We start from the raw sequence: 21,024 nt of genomic DNA on the forward strand, positions 1-21,024 counted from the left end.
ACGTGATCGCCGGTTTCCACCACGATGTTGTCGTGGGCAATTAACACCTGGCTGCCTTTGTCGGTATCCCGCACAATCGCACCAATACTGGCGCCGGCGGGCAGGTCAATATCTTCAATCGCCTTGCCCACCACCTTGGAGGTGCGCGGATCGCCGTGGGCAATCACCTCAATGGCCTCGGCAGCACCGCGACGCAGGGAGTGAACATTGACGATGTCGCCGCGGCGCACGTGAGTCAGCAAGCTGCCGATGGTGGTTTGTTGCGGTGAAATGGCGATGTCGATTTCGCCACCCTGCACCAGATCGACATAGGCCGGATTGTTGATCAGGGTCATCACCTTGCGGGCGCCCAGACGTTTCGCCAGCATCGACGACATGATGTTGGCCTCATCGTCGTTGGTCAGAGCCAGGAAGACATCGGTGTCTTCAATGTTTTCTTCCAGCAGCAGTTCCTGATCTGAAGCGCTGCCATTGAGCACAATGGCGCGATGCAGCCGTTCGGACAGATACTTGCAGCGGTCGAGATTGAATTCGATCAGTTTAACGCTGTAGCGGGATTCCAGAGAACGTGCCAGGCGGAAACCAATGTTGCCGCCGCCGGCAATGATGATGCGCTTGTACTGGTTCTCCAGCCGACGCAGCTCACTCATGACGGCGCGAATGTCGGACTTGGCGGCGATAAAGAACACTTCATCATCCGCTTCGATCACCGTTGAGCCTTCCGGAGTAATCGCCCGGTCGCGGCGATAGATCGCAGCCACCCGAGTGTCTACGGCGGGCATATGTTGACGCAGAAAACTCAGTTCCTGTCCCACCAGCGGGCCGCCGTAATACGCTTTTACCGCCACCAGTTGCACTTTGCCGTCGGCAAAATCCAGTACCTGCAGCGCGCCGGGGTGTTCGATCAGACGGAAAATATAGTCGGAAACCAGACGTTCCGGACTGATCAGCACATCGATAGGAATGGCGTCGTTGCTGAACAGGTCGGGTTTGTTGAGGTAGGCGTTGGCGCGGATGCGGGCAATCTTGGTGGGGGTGCGAAACAGACTGTAGGCCACCTGACAGGCGATCATATTGAGCTCGTCATTGCTGGTAACGGCAATCAGCATGTCCGCATCTTCGATGCCGGCTTGCACCAGTACCGTGGGATGGGAGGCTTCGCCCGTGACGACGCCAATGTCGAAGCGATCGACCAACTCTCGCAGACGCGACTCGTCGGTATCCACGACCGTGATGTCATTGGCTTCGTTGGCCAGGTTTTGCGCGAGCGTGCCGCCGACCTGACCGGCTCCCAGAATAATGATTTTCATGGTCTGTGACGGACCTTACTTAGTGTAGGGATGAACGGTGTTTACTGACTGTCGGACTTGTTCAGACAGGCGTAGTAAAAGCCATCGTGGCCCTGGATTTGCGGTAATAGCTGACGACCACAGGGTTGCGACAGCCCCCAAGACGCTGCAATCGGGTCGTGTTCGGCGCTCGGCTCCTGAGATAAAAACTGTTCCACCACCCGGGTATTCTCGGTGGGAAGCAGTGAGCAGGTGGCGTAAACCAACCGTCCACCGGGACGCAGTGTTGGCCACAGCGCCTGCAAAAGCTTGAGCTGTAATGCCGCAAGCTTAGCAATATCTTCGGCGTTGCGCAGTAGTTTGATGTCCGGGTGGCGACGGACCACGCCGGTAGCGGAACAGGGGGCGTCCAGCAAAATGCGATCGAAGGGCACACCATCCCACCATTTATCCACGGCCAACGCGTCGGAACAGACAAGAGTGGCCTGCTGCTGAACCTGATGTTGCAGGCGCAGAAGGTTTTCCCGCACCCGCTCCAGCCGTCGCTCTTCCAGATCCAGTGCGACCAGGGCGGTCAGCGGTGAGGCCAGCTGCGTGCCCAACTCCAGAATGTGCCCGGTCTTGCCACCGGGTGCGCAGCAAGCGTCAAGCACTCGCTGCCCCGGTTGCAGTTGCAGCAGCTCGCCTGCCAGTTGTGCGGCTTCGTCCTGCACGCTCAGCTTGCCCTCGCTGAAACCGGGCAGCTTGCCCACATCGCAGGCGCTGTCGAGCGTCAGACCAAAAGGACTGAAGGGGGTCGGGGTGCTGCCCAGTTCGAGATCGCTCAGGGTCTGTTGATATTCTGTGCGATCTTGTTGGGCCAAATTCAGGCGCAGGGTAAACGGCGGGTGGGCGTTATTGGCGGTAAACACGGCATCGGCCTGTTCTGGCCAGAAGTTTTCGATGCTTTTGCGCAGCCAGTTTGGATGCGCCGAGGTATAGGCCGGACTTTTCTGCAGAGCGCTTTCCAGTGTTTCCCGTTCACGCTGAAAGCGGCGCAAAATTCCATTGACCAGTTTTTCCGCCCAGGCTTTTTTCAGCGGTTTGCAGGCGGCGACGGTGTTGTTGAGCGCCGCATGATCTGGGATACGCAAATATTTGAGTTGATACAGCCCGAGCAGCAACAGTGCGTGAATGTCGCTGTCTTTGGGTTTGAGGGGCTTTTCCAGCAGTCGGTTGAGGATCGACTGCAATTGCGGCTGCCAGCGGCAGGTGCCAAAGCACATTTCCTGCAAGAGTGGTTGTTCCTGCGGATCAACCTTGTCCAGTGCCGGGGTCATCAGGCTCGCCAGCGAGGCCTGCTGCTGCAGAACCGGAGCCAGGGTCAGGGCGGCCTGAACCCGGACGGGACGTATGGCCTTGTGGCTGGCGGTGTCCTTGCTCATTTAAAGTTGGGTGCCGGTTGCAAAACGGTCGCTGTGACCGTTGAGAATATCGCGCACTGCGAGGGCTTTTTTGCCGGGCAATTGCAGCTGCTTCAGTGACAGGGCTCCCTCTCCGCAGGCGACCACAATGCCCTGATTGTCCGTTTGAAGTACCGTACCGGCCTGACCCTGGCCTTCGCAGATCTGACAGTCCCAGACCCGAATCCGGTCATTGCCCTGGTTGCTATTTGTCTGACTAAAGTAGGCCACCGGAAACGGGTTAAACGCCCGAATCTGGTTGTACAGCACCTGCGCGGGCTGATTCCAGTCAATTGCCGCCTCCTCTTTGGTGAGCTTGGACGCGTAGCAAGCCAGACTGTCATCCTGCTTTTCCGGTTTCAGGGTTTGCTGCTCTATTTGCGTGAGTGCCTCAATCAAAGCCGGACCGCCCTGTACCAGCAGCTTGTCGTGCAGGCTGCCGCCGGTATCGTCTGTATCGATCGGGCAGTGGGTTTTGATCAGCATATCGCCGGTATCCAGACCAATATCCATCTGCATGATGGTGATGCCAGTTTCACGGTCGCCAGCGGCAATGGCGCGCTGAATCGGTGCGGCACCGCGCCAGCGGGGCAGCAGAGAGGCGTGTACATTAATGCAGCCAAAGCGGGGTGCATCCAAAACCGGTTGTGGCAACAACAGTCCGTAGGCGACGACGACCATCACATCGGCGTTGAGCTGCGTCAGGGTGTCGAGTGCGCCTTCTTCCTTAAAATTGACCGGCTGAAAGACGGTCAGGTTGTGTTGCTCTGCCAGCTGTTTGACCGGGCTGGCCACCAGTTTTTTGCCGCGACCAGCCGGGCGATCCGGTTGTGTGTAAACGCCCACTATCTCGTGATCGCTGTCGATAAGGTATTGTAGGTGATGTGCGGCAAAGTCGGGAGTGCCGGCAAAAATCAGACGCATGGAGTATCCGTGTCGATGTTGTGTTGCTAACGTTGATGTCGAGTTACAAAAAAAGGGAAGTCAGACTTCCCTTGCTTTTCACCGCTCTGTACTTGTTCTGCTTAGGCGTTGGCCTGCTGACGATGGGCCTTTTCCAGCTTTTTGCGAATGCGCTGACGTTTAACAGGTGAAACGTAATCCACAAACAGCTTGCCTTTCAGATGATCCAATTCGTGCTGAATGCAAGTGGCCAGCAGGCCATCAGGTTCCAGAGTGAATGGTTCACCGTTGCGATCCAGCGCCTTGACGGTAATATTGGAAGGGCGATCGATGGTTTCGTAGAAGCCGGGTACGGACAGGCAGCCTTCATCATAGGGCAGCGTATCATCGTCCAGCACGGTCACTTCCGGGTTGATAAACACCAACGGGTCGTCGCCATTCTCGGAAATGTCCATCACCACAATCTGCTGGTGAACGTTCACCTGAGTGGCAGCGAGACCGATACCGGGGGCGTCGTACATGGTGTCGAACATATCGTCGATCAATGTGCGGATGTCATCATCCACGGTTTCGACGGGTTTGGCCTCGGTACGCAGGCGCGGATCGGGGAATTCCAGAATCTTTAATATAGCCATAAGCCTTTGTGTGACAAACTTCTAGTAAAAAGGTAACAAGCGCTGATAACATTATGAATCATACAGCATTTACGTGTTGGGGCTGGTGATTTTCCTGTTTTGGCCACCTAATCCGCTTCATTTTGGGGTGAAGTCAGATTGTCTGGTCGGGAAAATAGCTGCCGCGTCTTTGATTCTACAAATGGAACCAGCACCAGTGTTCGTCCAGCTATTATAACGTCAACTGCTGGCGGACCGAACAAACAGGATCGGTTTCTATGAAAAAACTAGCGTTTGCTTTCTTCGCCCTGTGTCTCTCTTTCTCCGTTTTAGCGGACGAGGTGCGATTAAAGGATTCTCACCCCGACCGTTATACCGTGGTGAAGGGTGATACTCTTTGGGATATTTCAGGCACTTTTTTGCAAAACCCGTGGATGTGGCCGGAAATTTGGCAAGTAAATCCACAAATCGACAATCCTCATCTGATTTACCCCGGTGATGTGATCAAGCTGGTTTACCTCGATGGCAGACCTCGTCTGACGTTGGAGCGAGGCAGTCGCAACGTTAAATTGTCCCCCAAAGTGAGACCGATTCCACTGGATGAAGCCATTCCGGCAATCCCTCTCGATGAAATCAACAACTTCCTGAGTCGCAGCCGTGTTGTCACTGCGGCTGAAATGGAAGCTGCGCCCCACGTACTGACCGGTGCTGAACAGCATCTGGTGGTGGGGGCCGGTGACAAGCTCTATGCTCGCGGTGATTTCAGCGATGGTGCCGAGGTCTACGGCGTTTACCGTGGTGGTATCCGCTTTATCGATCCTGAAACCAACGAGCTGCTGGGGTTGCAGGCGCTGGATATCGGTACCGTCAAAATGCGTGACGAGAACGATGATCTGGGCACCTTTGATGTGACTCGCTCCGTTGAAGAGATTCGCATCGCTGACCGTCTGTTGCCGCACGAAGAGCGCGCAGTGGAATCCACGTTCTACCCATCACGTCCGAATGAGGACCTGGAAGGCGTCATCATGGCGGTTGAAGGTGGCCTGACTCAGGTGGGTCGTATGGATGTTGTTGCACTGAACCGCGGTGAGCGCGAAGGTGTTGAAGTGGGTAGCGTATTCGCTATCTACAAAGATGGCGGCGCGATCCGCGATCGGGTTAAGGGCGATGTCGTCAAGTTGCCGGACGAAAAAGCCGGTCTGATGATGGTGTTCCGCACCTTCGACAAGATGAGTCTGGCGCTGGTGCTGGAGGCCTCCCGTCCTCTGGCGGTTAACGACAAGGCACGTCACCCGTAACCGAGTATTCTCTTATATAGAACTCTTGGCTTATATAGAACTCTTGGCTTAAAAAAGCATTTGGCTTAACGGAAACCCCGGCATTGTCCGGGGTTTCTTGTATTAGGCCTTTCAAATTGGCCTATTGAATTTTGGCTCTATAAATTTAAAAACATCAAGGATGATGCAATGAACAAGGACTGTTCAGGGTTGTCTTTTGACGATCCGACTCCGTGGTTAATTCCCTTCTTATTATCCCTCCCCGGGTTTGGCGTATCCCGCTATTGGCAATTGCGGCAGCACAGCTTGCCTCTCGATCGGTTGCTGACACAGCCACTCGATAGCTTGCAGGGATTCTTTCCGGCTGCGTGTCAGTCTATGTTCAGTGACTTCTATCATCATCGGGAGCGGAGCGCCTGCTGGCAGACGTTTGTGGAGCGGCATCAGCCGATGTTAGACAACGGGGTGGAGGTGATCACTCACGAGGATGTTCGCTATCCCGAATTGCTGAGCGCCACCGATCAACCACCGCCGGTGCTTTATCTGAAAGGTGCCGTGGAAGCTTTATCAATACCTCAAATCGCTTTTGTTGGCAGTCGCCACGGAACTGCCAATGGTCGGGATACCGCCAGGCAGTTTGCCCGCTACCTGGCCAGTGTGGGGCTGGGGGTGACCAGTGGATTGGCGCAGGGTATCGATGCCAGTGCTCACATTGGGGCCTTAGAGGGAGGAGGCGTAACGCTGGCGGTGATGGGTACGGGGATTGATCGGATTTATCCCAGCCGTCATCGGGGGATGGCGGAGGATATTGTCGCCGGAGGCGGGGCTCTGGTGACCGAATTTGCGCCGGGTACCGCGCCTCACAGTGGCAATTTCCCTCGTCGCAACCGCATTATCAGCGGATTGAGTCTGGGTGTGGTGGTGGTTGAAGCAGCCCTGAAGAGCGGCTCGCTGATCACCGCCCGCTATGCCCTGGAGCAAAACCGAGAGGTGTTTGCCATTCCCGGTTCGATTCATAACCCCTTGAGCCGTGGCTGTCATCGTTTGATTCGGGATGGCGCCACACTGGTGGAGACGGCGGAAGATATTGCCATAGAGCTGAGAGGTTGGGCAGCAGCACCTGCTTTCCACGCTCATGAGACCGATACACATAAGGCTGGCGAAACCAGCGACGAAGGGCAGGCAGATCGTTTGGTCGGTGCGTCAGAGCAGGAGCAGGCCTTACTCAAGGCCGTGGGTTTTGAGGTCTGCAATATCGATGAACTCAGTGCCCGTCTGTCACTTTCGACACCGGAAATGCTGGCCACCCTGATGCAACTGGAGTTAAGAGGGCTGATTTCTCAGGAGGGTGGCAATATCGTGCGCTTAGGCTAAGTTGACTTTCTTAGGTTCAGTTGTGCTTTTCAGGCGCTTAAGGTAAGTTGCCGCGCGTGTTGTCAGCCGATTAAAGAAGAGAGCTTACGAATGGATTGGTCCCGTCACCCAAGCATTCAGCGCGCCGCAGATCTGATCTGGAGCGGTGAAATCATTGCCTACCCCACCGAAGCGGTGTGGGGTTTGGGTTGTTCCCCTTTCGATGAGCAAGCGGTCTATAAGCTGCTGGCGTTGAAAAATCGCGATTACGAGAAAGGCATGATTCTGGTGGCTGCAGATATTGAGCAGTTCGCCGATTACCTGCGTCCTCTGACGGAAGAGCAGCGAGCCACTCTGCAGGCCTCCTGGCCCGGTCCCAATACCTGGATTGTCCCGGATCTTGAAAACCAGATCCCCGAGTGGGTCAAAGGCCAATACGACAGTGTGGCCTTGCGAGTCAGCGCCCATCCCGTAGTGGCGGGTCTGTGTCGGGCGTTTGGAGGGCCGATTGTGTCCACCTCCGCCAATCCTCAAGGTAAGAAGCCTGCTCTGCATCAGTGGAAAGTTCGGCAATACTTCAGTGACAGTGTGGGCATGGTGACTCCGGGCGCCGTGGGAGCCGAGGCCAAGCCTACCCAGATTCGCGATCTGATAACCGGGCAGGTGGTCAGGGCCAGCTAGCCTTCGTTTTTTAATGCATGGCAGTTTGATGTTTCGGGGGTATTTGATGCAGCGCAAGTTGTATTGCAGCGGTATACGACATAATGCCCGCCCATATCGATCCTGAACGTTAAAGACCCTGAACGTTGCAATCCCTAAACGTTACAACCCCTAAACGTCACAACCCAAAGACACGAGCCGAGGACGTCCATGAGCCAACCGGATAAGAACGCCGTTAAACAATATCTGCTATCTCTTCAAGACAGCATCTGTGCCCAACTGCAAGCCGAAGACGGCGAAGGCAAATTTGTCGAAGACAGCTGGGATCGGGAAGAGGGCGGCGGCGGTCGTTCGCGAGTGATGGTCGACGGTGCCGTGATTGAAAAAGGCGGGGTGAACTTCTCCCATGTGTTTGGCACTCAGATGCCGGCTTCGGCCACCGCCCATCGTCCGGAATTGGCCGGTCGCTCTTTTGAAGCCATGGGCGTCTCGCTGGTGATTCATCCGCGCAATCCGTTTGTGCCCACCAGTCACGCCAACGTACGTTTCTTTATCGCTGAAAAAGAAGGCGAAGAGCCAGTGTGGTGGTTTGGTGGGGGTTACGATCTGACGCCTTACTACGGCAATCAAGAAGATTGTCAGTTCTGGCATCAGACAGCCAAAGACGCCTGTGTGCCGTTTGGCGAAGACATCTATCCGCGCTTTAAGAAATGGTGTGACGAATACTTTTATCTGAAACACCGCAACGAACCTCGCGGTGTTGGCGGTTTGTTTTTTGATGATTTTAATGAACTGGGTTTTAAACAGAGTTTTGCCTTTATGCGCTCTGTGGGTGACAGCTATGTGGAAGCCTATCGGCCGATCATGGCGAAGCGAAAAAATCTGGAGTACACAGAACAACAGAGAGATTTTCAGTTATATCGTCGTGGTCGCTATGTGGAATTTAATCTGGTATTTGATCGCGGTACCTTATTTGGTCTGCAAACCGGAGGTCGCACCGAGTCGATTCTGATGTCGCTGCCACCGCTGGTTCGCTGGGAATATGACTGGCAACCGGAAGCGGGCTCTGCAGAGGCGGAGCTCACTGAAGTCTTTTTACAGCCCCAGGAATGGGTGTAGCCGATTGAAGAAAGGCAGCTTGATGGAGAACACCATGGACCAGTACCGGGTATTCGGTAACCCCATTGCACAATCCAAGTCGCCGCAAATCCATCAGCAATTTGCGGAGCAAACTGGCGAGTCACTAACCTACGAAAAACAGTTGGTGGATGTGGAGGGCTTTTCCGCTGCCGCCAAACAGTTTTTTGCCGATGGCGGTAAAGGCTTAAACATTACCGTGCCGTTTAAATTGGATGCATTCGAGTTTGCCACGCAACTCACTGAGCGTGCTCAAAATGCCGGAGCGGTTAACACCTTAAAAGTTCTGGAAGAAGGCAGTATTCTGGGAGACAACACCGACGGTCAGGGCCTGGTGTCGGATATGGTGGACAACCTGGGTTGGTCTCTCGAAGGTAAGAATATTCTGGTGCTGGGGGCTGGCGGTGCCGTGCGCGGTGTACTGCAACCTCTGTTGGAACAATCACCGGCCAGAGTCGTCATTGCCAATCGCACCATTGCCAAAGCGTTAACGTTAGTTCGTGAATTCAAACGCTACGGCAAGGTTCAGGCGTGCGGGTTTGTCGATCTCAACGAGCAACAGTTTGATGTGGTCATCAACGGTACGTCTGCCAGCTTGTCCGGCGATCTTCCTCCGCTGCCTGATATGTTGCTCGGTGAAGACGCGGTTTGCTATGACATGATGTATGGCGCAGAGCCGACCGTGTTTATGCAGTGGGCAAAGCAACAGGGTGCCAAAGACATTGCCGATGGTCTGGGCATGTTAGTGGGTCAGGCCGCTGAAGCGTTTTATGTCTGGCGTGGTGTGAAGCCGCAAGTCAAACCGGTAATCACGTCGTTACGGAAACAGATGCAATCATAACCGTAAAATTTGACCCAAAGCTTTTGGCATTCAATTGATCTAAATCTAATTACCCACTATGGCCCTGTTCTAGAATCTCCTGCACATTCAATGTCAGGAGGTTGAGGTCATGTCGCTACAGTGGTCGACAGATTTGGAAATTGGTATTCCAGTCATAGACAGTCAACATCAGCGTATTGTTGATTACATTAACGGCGTAGAGCTTGCCCATCAGCATCACAGTCAGACGGAATTATTACAGGTTCTGGATGAGCTGATTGATTACACCCTGTCTCATTTTGCTTTTGAAGAATCGTTGATTGAAGAGGCAGGCTACCCATTTTGTAAAGCTCACAAAAAAGTACACGCGCTGTTTACCCGCAGAATCCAGGCTTATCAACAAAGTGCCAAAGCCGGTGAAGATGTTACCGAAGAGTTAGCGCACACACTGAAGACTTGGCTGGTCAATCATATCAAGCACGATGACCGCGATTATACCGGTGTTGTTAAAGCCAATATGAATGACGCGTCGAAGCGAGTAAAAAGCAAATCCGGAAGCTGGATGGCCCGCTTGTTTGGATAACCTGTATATCAATAACCACCGTTCGTTTGTGCAGGAGGACTTATGACTCGTTTCGTCTGGTCAGAAGAGTATGACCTGGGTATCGATATTATCGATCATCAACATCAGCGTATCGTAGGGTATATTAATCAAATTTATGATATTTCTGCATCCAACCCGCACGTGCAATCGAGTGGAGCTGCTACTGATACTGGGACGGACATTAGGAGTGTCCTGGCAAGTCTGGTTGACTACACACTGTCACACTTTGCATTTGAAGAATCGCTGCTGGAAGAAGCCGGGTATCCGGAATTAGCAGAGCATCAGTTAGTGCATCGCCAGTTTTCCAACTTGATTGAGAGTTTGAAGTTGCGCAGCGAACAGGGGGAGGAGGTAAGTCAAAAGCTTGCCCGGCTACTGCAGCAATGGCTGATTCAGCACATTATGACGGAAGACAAAGGTTACGCAGAGCTAGTGAAGCAGAGACTGTTGGGAATCGAGCCGGACAGGCATCGTCATTGGGTGACGCAAGCCGTGTCCCGCTATTTTCAATAGGGCTGGTTTTTAGCCGTTATTCGGCTTCCGCCAGATACTGATCTTTCAGCTTCACGTAATTATTGGATGAATAGGTAAAGAAGTTCATCTCTTTTTCTTTCAGTGGACGAGCCTGTTTGCAGGGTGAGCCGACGTACAAATAGCCGCTTTCCAGTCGTTTGCCCGGTGGCACCAGCGTGCCGGCACCGATGACCACATCATCCTCAATGATAGCGCCGTCCAGCACGGTGGATCCGATACCTACCAATACGCGGTTGCCAATGGTGCAGCCGTGCAGAGTCGCACTGTGTCCCACCGTGACATCATCGCCAATGGTCAGCGGCCAGCCTTCCGGATTAAAGGGCCCCTTGTGGGTGATATGCAACACCGTGTTGTCTTGAATGCTGGTACGTTCGCCAATTTGAATACGGTGCATGTCGCCGCGAGCTGCCACAAACGGCCAGATGGAACTGTCTGCGCCGATATGGATATCACCGATGATACGGGCGGTGGGATCGACATACACTCGTTCACCCAGTTGTGGCGTCATGTTCTGGAAAGAGGCGACAGATAGATTGGCGTGATCAGTGGTCATGACGGGGCTCCGGTGAGTTATCAGTAAGTCTTTATCAGAGAGTGTCAGGGCTCAAGCGGCCACTTTATCATAATTGCCCTCTTTATTTCCTTGGCGTTCGCCCCCAAATACCTTCTTAACGGGTGTATCATGGATCCCTCAGAAACAGGATCACAAGCATAAGCGCCGCCACTCCATTCGATTTATCGAGGTAAACGACTTCATGACTAATCCATTGCTTAGCAATTCCGTATTACCGCCTTTCTCGGCTATTCGTGCAGAGCACGTGGAACCTGCCATTGAGGATTTGATTCAGCAGTGTCGCACTCAGCTGGAAGAGGTGGTGGAACAGGCGCAGTCGCAAGGGGTGTCATGGGAGAATCTGATTACGCCACTGGAAGAGCAGGATGACCAGCTCAGTAAGGCCTGGTCACCCGTCGGCCACCTCAACGCCGTGTTAAACAGTGATGCCTTGCGGGATGCCTACACCAACAGCATTGCCAAGCTGACCGCTTACGGCACCGAAGTCGGGCAGAACAAAGCCCTGTGCGACGCTTATCAAGCGCTGGCTGATAGCGAAGAGTTTTCAACACTGCCTCAGGAGCAGCGCACTTCGATTGAGCATGCCCTGCGGGATTTTCGTCTGGCGGGTGTGGATCTGCCGGAAGAGGAAAAGAAAACCTACAGCGATCTTAAGCAGCGTTTGTCGGAACTCAGTACCCAGTTTGCCAATAACGTACTGGACGCGACTCAGGGGTGGTACAAGCATCTGGAGAGTGCTGATGAGTTGTCGGGTCTGCCGGATAACGCACTGGCGCTGGCAAAGCAGGCCGCGGAAGAAAAAAGTGAATCCGGTTATGTCATTACCCTGGATATTCCGTCTTACCTGGCCGTGATGATGTACGCCGACAATCGCGCCTTGCGGGAAGAGGTTTACACCGCCTATGGCACCCGCGCTTCCGATCAGGGACCCACCGCTGGGCAGTGGGATAATGCCCCACTGATTGATGAAATTCTTGCCTTGCGTCATCAGCTTTCCAATTTGCTGGGCTTTGATAATTATGCCGAGCGCTCACTGGCCACCAAAATGGCAGAAACCTGTGATCAGGTAGAGGCGTTTTTGCTGGAACTGGCTGAAAAAAGCAAGCCGGCTGCAAAAGCAGACTACGAAGAACTGAAAGCCTTTGCTAAAGATCGCGATGGACTGACGGATTTCCAGGCCTGGGATCAGGCCTATTACAGTGAAAAACTGAAAGAGCAAAAATACGCGATTTCTCAAGAGGAATTGCGTCCCTATTTCCCCGCCGAAAAAGTCGTGCAGGGTATGTTTGAGGTCGTTAGCCGCCTGTTTAATATTCGTATTCGTCAACAAGACGCCGATGTCTGGCATAAAGATGCCCGCTTTTACGCCGTGGAACAGGACGGCGAAGTGATTGCCCAGTTTTATCTGGATCTGTACGCCCGCGCCAACAAACGCGGTGGCGCGTGGATGGATGTCTGTCGCACACGCCGACTGGCGCCACAAGGACTGCAATTGCCCGTCGCTTATCTGACCTGCAACTTTACCCCGGCGGTAGGCGACAAGCCGGCGCTGCTGACTCACGATGAAGTGGTGACTTTGTTCCATGAGTTTGGTCATGGACTGCACCACATGCTGACCAAAATCAGCACAGCTGCCGTTAGCGGTATCAGTGGCGTTGCCTGGGATGCGGTGGAGCTGCCCAGCCAGTTTCTGGAAAACTGGTGTTGGGAAAAATCCGTAATTCCGATGATTTCGGGTCATTACGAAAGTGGCGAGCCCTTGCCGGATGAATTGCTGACGAATCTGTTGGCGGCCAAAAATTTTCAGTCGGCTATGCAAATGCTGCGTCAGATTGAATTTTCGTTATTTGATTTCCGTTTACACCGCAATTACAACCCGGACAGTCCGCGACCAGTGCAGGACGTGCTAAACGAAGTGCGCGATGAAATTGCGGTTGCCAAGCCACCGGCCTTCAATCGTTTTCAAAACAGCTTTAGTCATATCTTTGCCGGTGGCTATGCAGCCGGCTACTACAGTTACAAGTGGGCCGAAGTCTTATCCAGCGATGCGTTTTCCCGTTTCGAAGAGGAAGGGATTTTCAATGCGCTGACGGGACAGAGTTTCCAGCAGGAAATATTGGAAATGGGGGGTTCCAGAGAAGCGATGGAACTGTTTAAGAATTTTCGTGGCCGTGAGCCTAATACCGAAGCACTGCTGCGTCACAGCGGCATCGTGTAATCTGTGATGACAGTGAGTTTACGTTATGACTTTTAAACAAAAGAAACGTTTTATTGCCGGGGCCGTGTGCCCCAAATGTTCCGAAATGGACAAAATTGTTGTCTATAACAAGGACGGTCAGGATTATCGGGAATGCGTCAGTTGTGGATTTTCCGATGAAATGCATTTTGCGACCAAGGCCCGTGAGCTGGAAACGCGTGTGAATAAAACGGAAGAAGAGAAAAAAGCCGAAGTTCAGGTGATTCAGTTTCCGCCAGTGCAGGGAAAAAAATAGATCAACCCACGGTGCACTGACTGACTGGCTTGGAAACTGAAGCTTAGTGCAGAGAGCCTTTGGGGGTAGAGATATAGCTTGAGAGATCCGACGTGCTCTCGGCTGCAGCTGAAGAGGGTGTTGGTTGCTTGCTGTGTTGCGCGGTCTTCTCTTCTGGACGGGTGTTGGGCTCGGTAAAACTCAAGGTAATATCCAGATCGTGAGCCAGGCAGGGCCAAGCATTGAGTTCTTTCTGCCATCCATGCTGTCGGTGTTCTGCCAGATAGTTTTGAAAATCAGTGTGGGCAAAGACTTTTTCCTTGCCCATACAGAGTTCAACGGAATACTGCACGGCCATATCGAGCTCATTGGCAAAGGGCTCACCAATCAAGTGATGAATGATCAGGTTAGAACGAGTCATGTCCATAGGGGCCAGTGGCGCGCCACAGTGACTGATAAAACGGTCATTCACTTCTTCCATTAAGCGGTGAGCCAGATAGGCTTCATCCATCAGCGCATCCATTCCCTGATGACCTTCAATAATGTCTGGTGGATTGAGAAAGTAATCTTTGGCGATGCGCAAAAATGTTTCGGCGTAGTCAAACACTCGGGCTTCATTGGTGACGTTAGAGATGGCTTCAACAAAATCGGGTACGTGCTCAATATAACGGGTGACAAAATCCACCAGTGCATTGGCTGCATTTTCATTGGGCAGACGGATAGCGCTGTGGAGCTTGGGGATTTCCTTTTCAAGCAGCGAGCACAGGTGTCCGGTTTCCTCTTCGTGTGCTTTCGCCTGTTGTATGGTTTCCCGAATCGTCAGCACGTCTTTTATATCCATAGAGTTTGGTTGGCCGGTGTTTTATAAAATTAATTGAAATATGCTGCCCGTCAGATACATGGATGAGAGCTGGATCAATCTTGCGCATCAATTTACCGCAGTACAGAAGATAATCGATATCCACATAAAAACAAGGGAACAGACAGAACAAAAGGCTATATAAATTTAGTCATTTGCTGGAGTCTGACACAAGGCGGGTAAGAATAGAGCCAGACTCAGTCCGCGCGCAAGGCTGAATGTCGAGAATGCAATCCACAAGCCGTGGTTCTGTAATGGTTGAAACAACCACCAGACAGGAAAAAAGACAACAATACAGCACAACAACATGGTGTTTTGCATTGTTTTGGTGCGGCCGGCGCCAATAAATACGCCATCCAGCCAGAATCCGCCAAAGCAGATTAAGGGTAAAAAGATCACCCACAGATAATACGTTTTTAAGGCGGCGGTGACCGAGTCAATGCTGGTAAATAACGGAATTAAAAAGTTTTGCCCGAGAGTAAAAAATACAGACATGGCAATGGCAATCAAAAAACTCCAGAACCCTGTAGTGATAATCACCGATCGTGTTCTTTCAGCATTTTTTTCTCCTACGGCATTCCCCACCAACGCTTCAGACGCGTGAGCGATGCCATCCAGACTGTAAGACGTGAGCATCAATAACTGAAAAATAATCGCATTGGTTGCCAACAGGGTATCGCCCATTTGCGCACCCTGTGCTGTGAAAAAAGCGAACGTCAGTAACAGACACAACGTGCGAATAAACAGATGACGGTTGATGGACAGTAGCGCCCGGTAATCTTGATATTTCAGTGAGAGATGACGCTTGAACAGTGTCGCTAACTCAGGTTTTTCCCGGCTGACAAAATACACCGCCAGAAAAAATCCGAGGCTATCGGCGCTGACCGTGGCCAAAGCGGCACCGTCGCTGTTCAGCTTCAGTCCCCAGATCAGGATTAGGTCGAGCACCACGTTGGCCAGATTGGTGGCGACCATAACAGTCAATGGCACCCGCGTGTTTTGTCGACCGATAAACCATCCCAGTATCACCATGGTCATCAATACCAGTGGTGCGCTGAGAATTCGAATATGACAATAGCTGCTCGCCAGCGGTGCGGCACTGGCAGAAGGTTGCATCCATTGCAGAGACATGGACAGCAACGGTTCGCGCAAAAGGATCAACAAACATCCCAGTATCAAAGCCAGCAGACAGCTGCGAATCAGCACCGCTTCGACGTCATTCTCATCTTTTCTGCCAGAGGCCTGCGCCACCAGGCTGGTGGTCCCCATACGCAGAAATCCCATTGCCCAGAAGATGATCGACAGCAGGCTGGCACCCAAAGCAACGGCACTTAAATATACCGGGGAAGGCAAGTGACCGAGCACGGCGGTATCGACCAGGCCTAATAACGGCACGGAAATGTTGCTCAGTATCATCGGCCAGGCGAGCGCCAAAACCGATTTGTGAGGTAAATCACGGAGTTGCATAGGTGGCTGCATGAAAAAGTTCTTTCTGAATAAGGCGCGCTATTGTACTCAAAATGACCCTAAGCGATTGAAATCAACAGAAATAAATCGAATTGTATAAAAATTGGACAGAGCAAAACGAAATAAAAGCATTGACTCTACTTTGCTCCTATGGATAACCTAAAAGCGTTGTAGTTGCGACAATTTGCCGCAGTGTGTTGGATGTACCTCCTGGACGTCGACAGTTTTGCTGGTATCCCCCGCTTGAATGAAGCAGGTCGCGCTAGATGTATCAGTGTGAAAGGTTTTCGTGTGCCTTGATACAACAGACAATTCGTAATGCCCGGGTGGCAGTGGACTGGAAGATGCCACGTACACCAACTCTCGTAGTAGAAGATAAAAACAATAGCTACACGGAGATGAAAGGCGATGTTAATAAGAGAGAGACGGCTATTTGCCCGTCTGCTTGTCCTCATGACGGGGTTAGGTCTATCCGCCCTGACTTTGGCTGATGAAACCCTGACGCAAGCCAGGGAGGTGGAGCGCTGGGGCGTAAATATGACCCAGGGCGTAACGCCGATCAGTCGAGACGTCTATGGCCTGCACATGGATATTTTCTGGTGGTGTGTGGGCATCGGTGTGGTTGTCTTTGGTGTGATGTTTTACACCATGATTGTGCACCGCAAGTCCAATGGCGCCAAAGCCTCCAATTTTCATGAAAGCACCGCGCTGGAGATTCTCTGGACCGTGGTTCCTTTCTGCATTCTCATTATTATGGCGATTCCGGCGACCAGTTCGCTGCTGAAAATCTACGACACGGATGAGTCGGATATGGATGTGCTGATTACCGGTTATCAGTGGAAGTGGAAATACGACTACATGGGAGAGGGCGTCAGCTTCTTCAGCAACCTCAGTACCTCCTACAACGAAATTAATAACCTGTCTCCGAAGAACCCCAATTATCTGTTGGAGGTGGACGAACCGCTGGTGATTCCGATCAAGCAAAAAGTCCGCTTCCTGATTACCGCCAGTGATGTGATTCACGCCTGGTGGGTACCGGATCTGGCGGTTAAGAAAGATGCCATTCCGGGTTACGTCAACGAATCGTGGACGTATATCGATGAGCCCGGTATTTACCGTGGTCAGTGCGCGGAGCTGTGCGGTAAGGATCACGGTTTTATGCCCATTGTGGTCAAGGCGCTACCGCAAGAAGAATACAATCTGTGGTTGGCTGACAAGCGTGAGACCGCAGCGGCAATGAAAGCCCTGACGGAAAAGACCTTCACCTTTGATGAGCTCTATGCGCAAGGCGAAAAAGTTTACAACTCTACCTGTGCCGCGTGTCACCAGGCCAATGGCGAGGGGATTCCCGGAACCTTCCCCGGGATCAAGGGCAGTAAAATTGCGACTGGCTCTATGCAGGATCATCTGCAAATGGTGGTCAATGGCAGCACGAAAAACCCCGCGATGCAGGCGTTTGGTCCACAGTTATCGGAAGTGGATATCGCCAGCGTCATTACCTATCAACGCAATGCATTTGGCAACAACATGGGCGATACCATTCAGCCCATCGATGTTCTCAAATTCAAACAAGGTCAATAGGGAGGGGATAAACCATGGCTCACGGTCCTGCAAAAGGTATTACCCGCTGGCTGTTTACGACTAATCATAAAGACATTGGCACCATGTACCTGTGGTTCAGTTTTGCCATGTTTTTACTCGGCGGCGTTTTCGCATTGGTGATTCGCGCCGAACTCTTTGAGCCTGGCTTGCAATTGGTTGAGCCGGCGTTCTTTAATCAAATGACCACTATGCACGGTCTTATTATGGTCTTCGGGGCGGTCATGCCGGCCTTTGTTGGCCTGGCAAACTGGATGCTTCCCATGATGGTCGGCGCGCCGGATATGGCGCTGCCACGGATGAATAACTGGAGTTTCTGGATTCTGCCATTTGCTTTTGCCATGCTCGCGTCGACGCTGTTTATGGAAGGCGGTGCACCAAACTTCGGCTGGACATTTTACGCTCCGCTTTCAACCACCTACGCGCCGCCGAGTGTGACCTACTTTATTTTCGCCATCCACATCATGGGTGCCAGTTCGATCATGGGGGCGATTAATATCATCGCTACCATTCTCAACATGCGTGCACCTGGTATGACGTTGATGAAGATGCCGCTGTTCGTCTGGACCTGGTTGATTACCGCTTATCTGTTGATTGCGGTGATGCCGGTGCTGGCGGGTGTGGTGACCATGATGCTGATGGATATTCACTTTAACACCAGTTTCTTTGATGCCGCTGGTGGTGGTGATCCGGTGTTGTTCCAGCATGTGTTCTGGTTCTTCGGTCACCCGGAAGTGTACATCATGATTCTGCCAGCGTTTGGCATCGTCAGTCAGATCATTCCGACCTTTGCTCGCAAGCCTCTGTTTGGTTATGCCTCGATGGTGTACGCCACCAGCTCTATTGCGTTTCTCAGTTTTATTGTCTGGGCACACCATATGTTCACGGTGGGTATGCCCGTCGCCGGTGAGTTGTTCTTTATGTACGCCACCATGCTGATTGCGGTGCCGACGGGGGTGAAGGTATTTAACTGGATCACCACCATGTTCCGCGGGTCCATGACATTTGAAACACCCATGCTGTTTTCGGTGGCGTTTGTCATCCTGTTTACCATTGGTGGTTTCTCAGGCTTGATGCTGGCCATTGCGCCGGCGGATTTTCAGTACCACGACACTTACTTTGTGGTGGCTCACTTTCATTATGTGCTGGTGCCAGGCGCGATCTTTTCGATTACCGCGGGGGTGTATTACTGGCTGCCCAAGTGGTGCGGCAACATGTACAACGAAACTATGGGTAAGACGCACTTTTGGTTGGCGTTTCTTGGTCTGAATTTAACGTTCTTCCCCATGCACTTTGTGGGGCTCGCAGGAATGCCTCGTCGTATTCCAGATTATGCCTTGCAGTTTGCTGACTTTAATATGATTGCCAGTATGGGTGCTTTCCTGTTTGGCGCAGCGCAGCTTCTCTTTTTGTTTAATGTCATCGCCACGATTCGCGGCGGTAAAAAAGCCACGGACGAAGTGTGGGAAGATGCGGAAGGTCTGGAGTGGACGGTGCCTTCACCTGCCCCTTACCACACATTTTCGGTGCCACCCGAAGTGAAGTAACGGATCGGGACGGTGTGCTATGGGAAAATCGATAGAGCGATTAAATGCAGTAACAACCCTGAAACTGGTGGGGGTTGTTATTGGCATGTTTGTTTTTGCGATTTACATCATGCCGCCCATGTACACCCTGTTTTGTGAAATTACAGGGCTGAACGGTAAGACTGGTGGACAGTATCAGGCTACTGAAATCAAAGTGGATACCAGTCGTACCATTACCGTTCAGTTTGTGGCGACCAATAACGAGAATATGTCCTGGGGATTTGAACCTACCATCAGCAGTATCAAGGTTCACCCAGGGGAAGAGAAGGAAGTGCGGTATCTTGCCAGTAATCCAACGGACCGGCAGATGGTGGCTCAGGCGGTTCCGAGCCTGGTGCCGTTTAACGTGGTTGAATATTTTCACAAAACAGAGTGTTTCTGTTTTAACCAGCAGATGCTACAAGCGGGCGAAAGTGCGGAATTACCTTTACGGTTTATTGTTGATCAGGATATTCCTCCACAGGTTAAAACCATTACCTTGTCCTATACGATATTTGATGTCACCGAGAGAGCAAAGCTGGCAGCCACCAGTAACTAATATGGATAGAGTTATCGGCTCCATAACCCAATAAAAAAACTACGCATAATAGTAAGGCGGGGTAGCGATATGTCGAGTGAAGGAAGTTATTACGTACCAGAACAAAGCAAGTTGCCGATTGTTGCATCGATAGGATTGTTTCTGACGGTATTTGGTGCCGCTAGCTGGCTTACCGGAGACTCCAAAGGACCGACCATTTTGTTTTGTGGCGGCTTGTTGTTTGCCTTTGTACTCTGGCAATGGTTTTCTGCGGTGATCACAGAAAATATCAATGGCCTGAACAGTCCTCAACTCAAACGCTCCTATGTTTGGGGCATGGGCTGGTTTATTTTCAGTGAAGTGATGTTTTTTGCGGCCTTTTTTGGTGCCTTGTTTTACGTGAGAACATTTGCTGTCCCTTGGCTGGGTGGTGAGGGCGATAAAGGCATTGCTAATGAAGTTCTCTGGAACGGTTTTCAGGCTCAGTGGCCAGTCATGACAACGCCGGATATGGCGGTGAATGGCGATGCTGCCAAAGTGACTGGTCCTGAGCAAAACATGAGCTTCAGCACCGTTGATTCTCTTTGGGGATGGCTGCCATTCTGGAATACCGTGGTACTGATGACATCATCAGTGACAGTGCATTTCGCGCACACGGCGCTGAAAAATAACAATCGCAAAGGGTTTAATATCTGGCTGGGTCTCACAGTCGCCCTGGGTATTTTCTTCTTAATCTTACAGGCTGAAGAATATTATGTGGCCTATGCCCACATGGGGCTGACGCTTGATTCCGGAATTTATGGCACTACCTTCTTCATGCTCACGGGTTTCCATGGCGCGCACGTGACTCTGGGTACGTTCATGCTACTGGTGATGTTTTTAAGGTCTGTGTTGAAAGGACACTTTAAGCACGATGATTGCTTTGGGTTTGAATCCGCCAGTTGGTACTGGCACTTTGTCGATGTGGTGTGGGTAGGTCTGTTTATTTTTGTGTATATACTGGGCTAGTAAGGATTAGTTATTGGGCTCCGATTGCTGAGAGGTCGCGGGGCCATAATCCCAGGGAGCTGAACTGTTGAGTTTTCCGGTGTACAAACCGTAAAAAATACAGGACAGTAACAGGGCTGCGAGACTGACCCGAATACCCAGAGCGTAAAGCGTACGTTTCGATTGAGAGCCCATATCTTTTAGTAGAAAAACTAATGCGCTGCTTAAGCTGATTAAAACAGCGATAAATAAAATAACAATGATGATTTTTAACCACATGATGGTTATCCCTTTGAATTGCTTTTATTGTGGGTTTCTGCGGTAACAGGCT

Annotated in this window: 21 protein-coding genes; 13 read left to right on the plus strand and 8 right to left on the minus strand. The window is 51.9% G+C overall.

Features of this window, described 5'->3' with window-relative positions; all coding sequences use genetic code 11:
- The 4 genes from trkA to def form a co-directional block, all read right to left on the minus strand.
- On the minus strand, positions 1 to 1,310 hold a 1,310-nt coding region (trkA, locus tag ACTG33_RS05925), incomplete at its 3' end, for a Trk system potassium transporter TrkA (protein WP_439134276.1).
- Positions 1,311 to 1,351: 41 nt separating this feature from the next.
- Positions 1,352 to 2,713 (minus strand): 16S rRNA (cytosine(967)-C(5))-methyltransferase RsmB, encoded by a 1,362-nt coding sequence (gene rsmB / locus ACTG33_RS05930; RefSeq protein WP_439134277.1) that lies wholly within the window; start codon positions 2,711 to 2,713, stop codon positions 1,352 to 1,354.
- Positions 2,714 to 3,655, minus strand: coding sequence for a methionyl-tRNA formyltransferase (fmt, locus tag ACTG33_RS05935; RefSeq protein ID WP_439134278.1), 942 nt, complete (start codon positions 3,653 to 3,655; stop codon positions 2,714 to 2,716).
- A gap of 101 nt (positions 3,656 to 3,756) precedes the next feature.
- The gene (def, locus tag ACTG33_RS05940; protein WP_439134279.1) at positions 3,757 to 4,269 is read right to left on the minus strand and encodes a peptide deformylase; all 513 of its coding nucleotides are present in this window, start codon (positions 4,267 to 4,269) and stop codon (positions 3,757 to 3,759) included.
- A 257-nt stretch (positions 4,270 to 4,526) separates the two neighbouring features.
- On the opposite strand from def, the gene ACTG33_RS05945 reads away from it, so the two are divergent.
- The 7 genes from ACTG33_RS05945 (at position 4,527) to ACTG33_RS05975 (ending at position 10,612) form a co-directional block, all read left to right on the plus strand.
- Positions 4,527 to 5,546, plus strand: a complete 1,020-nt coding sequence (locus ACTG33_RS05945; RefSeq protein WP_439134280.1) for a LysM peptidoglycan-binding domain-containing protein — start codon at positions 4,527 to 4,529, stop codon at positions 5,544 to 5,546.
- Between the two features lie 168 nt (positions 5,547 to 5,714).
- Positions 5,715 to 6,899, plus strand: coding sequence for a DNA-processing protein DprA (gene dprA / locus ACTG33_RS05950; protein WP_439134281.1), 1,185 nt, complete (start codon positions 5,715 to 5,717; stop codon positions 6,897 to 6,899).
- 90 nt (positions 6,900 to 6,989) lie between these two features.
- The gene (locus tag ACTG33_RS05955; protein WP_439134282.1) at positions 6,990 to 7,559 is read left to right on the plus strand and encodes an L-threonylcarbamoyladenylate synthase; all 570 of its coding nucleotides are present in this window, start codon (positions 6,990 to 6,992) and stop codon (positions 7,557 to 7,559) included.
- A gap of 189 nt (positions 7,560 to 7,748) precedes the next feature.
- Entirely contained in the window at positions 7,749 to 8,657 is a 909-nt protein-coding gene (hemF, locus tag ACTG33_RS05960) for an oxygen-dependent coproporphyrinogen oxidase (RefSeq protein WP_439134283.1), read from the plus strand.
- A gap of 22 nt (positions 8,658 to 8,679) precedes the next feature.
- Positions 8,680 to 9,516, plus strand: a complete 837-nt coding sequence (gene aroE / locus ACTG33_RS05965) for a shikimate dehydrogenase (protein ID WP_439134309.1) — start codon at positions 8,680 to 8,682, stop codon at positions 9,514 to 9,516.
- 109 nt (positions 9,517 to 9,625) lie between these two features.
- Positions 9,626 to 10,078: a bacteriohemerythrin gene (locus ACTG33_RS05970; RefSeq protein ID WP_439134284.1), complete on the plus strand. Its 453-nt coding sequence runs from the start codon at positions 9,626 to 9,628 to the stop codon at positions 10,076 to 10,078.
- Between the two features lie 42 nt (positions 10,079 to 10,120).
- On the plus strand, positions 10,121 to 10,612 hold the full coding sequence (locus tag ACTG33_RS05975) for a bacteriohemerythrin (RefSeq protein WP_439134285.1): 492 nt from the start codon (positions 10,121 to 10,123) through the stop codon (positions 10,610 to 10,612).
- Between the two features lie 16 nt (positions 10,613 to 10,628).
- Here ACTG33_RS05975 and ACTG33_RS05980 read toward each other — a convergent pair whose 3' ends face one another.
- Positions 10,629 to 11,186, minus strand: a complete 558-nt coding sequence (locus ACTG33_RS05980; RefSeq protein ID WP_439134286.1) for a gamma carbonic anhydrase family protein — start codon at positions 11,184 to 11,186, stop codon at positions 10,629 to 10,631.
- 202 nt (positions 11,187 to 11,388) lie between these two features.
- Between ACTG33_RS05980 and prlC the strand changes: the two genes are divergently transcribed.
- Complete coding sequence (gene prlC, locus ACTG33_RS05985) at positions 11,389 to 13,425, plus strand: oligopeptidase A (RefSeq protein ID WP_439134287.1); 2,037 nt, start codon at positions 11,389 to 11,391, stop codon at positions 13,423 to 13,425.
- Positions 13,426 to 13,450: 25 nt separating this feature from the next.
- Positions 13,451 to 13,699, plus strand: a complete 249-nt coding sequence (locus tag ACTG33_RS05990) for a YheV family putative zinc ribbon protein (protein WP_439134288.1) — start codon at positions 13,451 to 13,453, stop codon at positions 13,697 to 13,699.
- 43 nt (positions 13,700 to 13,742) lie between these two features.
- Here the strand turns inward: ACTG33_RS05990 and ACTG33_RS05995 are convergent, their stop codons facing one another.
- Positions 13,743 to 14,519: a hypothetical protein gene (locus tag ACTG33_RS05995; protein WP_439134289.1), complete on the minus strand. Its 777-nt coding sequence runs from the start codon at positions 14,517 to 14,519 to the stop codon at positions 13,743 to 13,745.
- Between the two features lie 165 nt (positions 14,520 to 14,684).
- Positions 14,685 to 16,016 (minus strand): MATE family efflux transporter, encoded by a 1,332-nt coding sequence (locus ACTG33_RS06000; protein WP_439134290.1) that lies wholly within the window; start codon positions 16,014 to 16,016, stop codon positions 14,685 to 14,687.
- Between the two features lie 441 nt (positions 16,017 to 16,457).
- Here ACTG33_RS06000 and coxB point away from each other — a divergent pair, with 441 nt between their 5' ends.
- The 4 genes from coxB to ACTG33_RS06020 all read left to right on the plus strand — a co-directional run bounded on the left by coxB (position 16,458) and on the right by ACTG33_RS06020 (position 20,714).
- Positions 16,458 to 17,585, plus strand: coding sequence for a cytochrome c oxidase subunit II (coxB, locus tag ACTG33_RS06005; RefSeq protein ID WP_439134291.1), 1,128 nt, complete (start codon positions 16,458 to 16,460; stop codon positions 17,583 to 17,585).
- 14 nt (positions 17,586 to 17,599) lie between these two features.
- Positions 17,600 to 19,150, plus strand: a complete 1,551-nt coding sequence (gene ctaD / locus ACTG33_RS06010) for a cytochrome c oxidase subunit I (protein ID WP_439134292.1) — start codon at positions 17,600 to 17,602, stop codon at positions 19,148 to 19,150.
- 19 nt (positions 19,151 to 19,169) lie between these two features.
- Positions 19,170 to 19,727, plus strand: coding sequence for a cytochrome c oxidase assembly protein (locus tag ACTG33_RS06015; protein ID WP_439134293.1), 558 nt, complete (start codon positions 19,170 to 19,172; stop codon positions 19,725 to 19,727).
- A gap of 69 nt (positions 19,728 to 19,796) precedes the next feature.
- Positions 19,797 to 20,714, plus strand: coding sequence for a cytochrome c oxidase subunit 3 (locus ACTG33_RS06020; protein ID WP_439134294.1), 918 nt, complete (start codon positions 19,797 to 19,799; stop codon positions 20,712 to 20,714).
- A 6-nt stretch (positions 20,715 to 20,720) separates the two neighbouring features.
- Here ACTG33_RS06020 and ACTG33_RS06025 read toward each other — a convergent pair whose 3' ends face one another.
- Positions 20,721 to 20,972, minus strand: a complete 252-nt coding sequence (locus ACTG33_RS06025) for a twin transmembrane helix small protein (RefSeq protein ID WP_439134295.1) — start codon at positions 20,970 to 20,972, stop codon at positions 20,721 to 20,723.
- Positions 20,973 to 21,024 lie beyond the last annotated feature (52 nt).

Source organism: Pseudomaricurvus sp. (genome assembly GCF_965662505.1).
GTDB lineage: Bacteria > Pseudomonadota > Gammaproteobacteria > Pseudomonadales > Cellvibrionaceae > Pseudomaricurvus.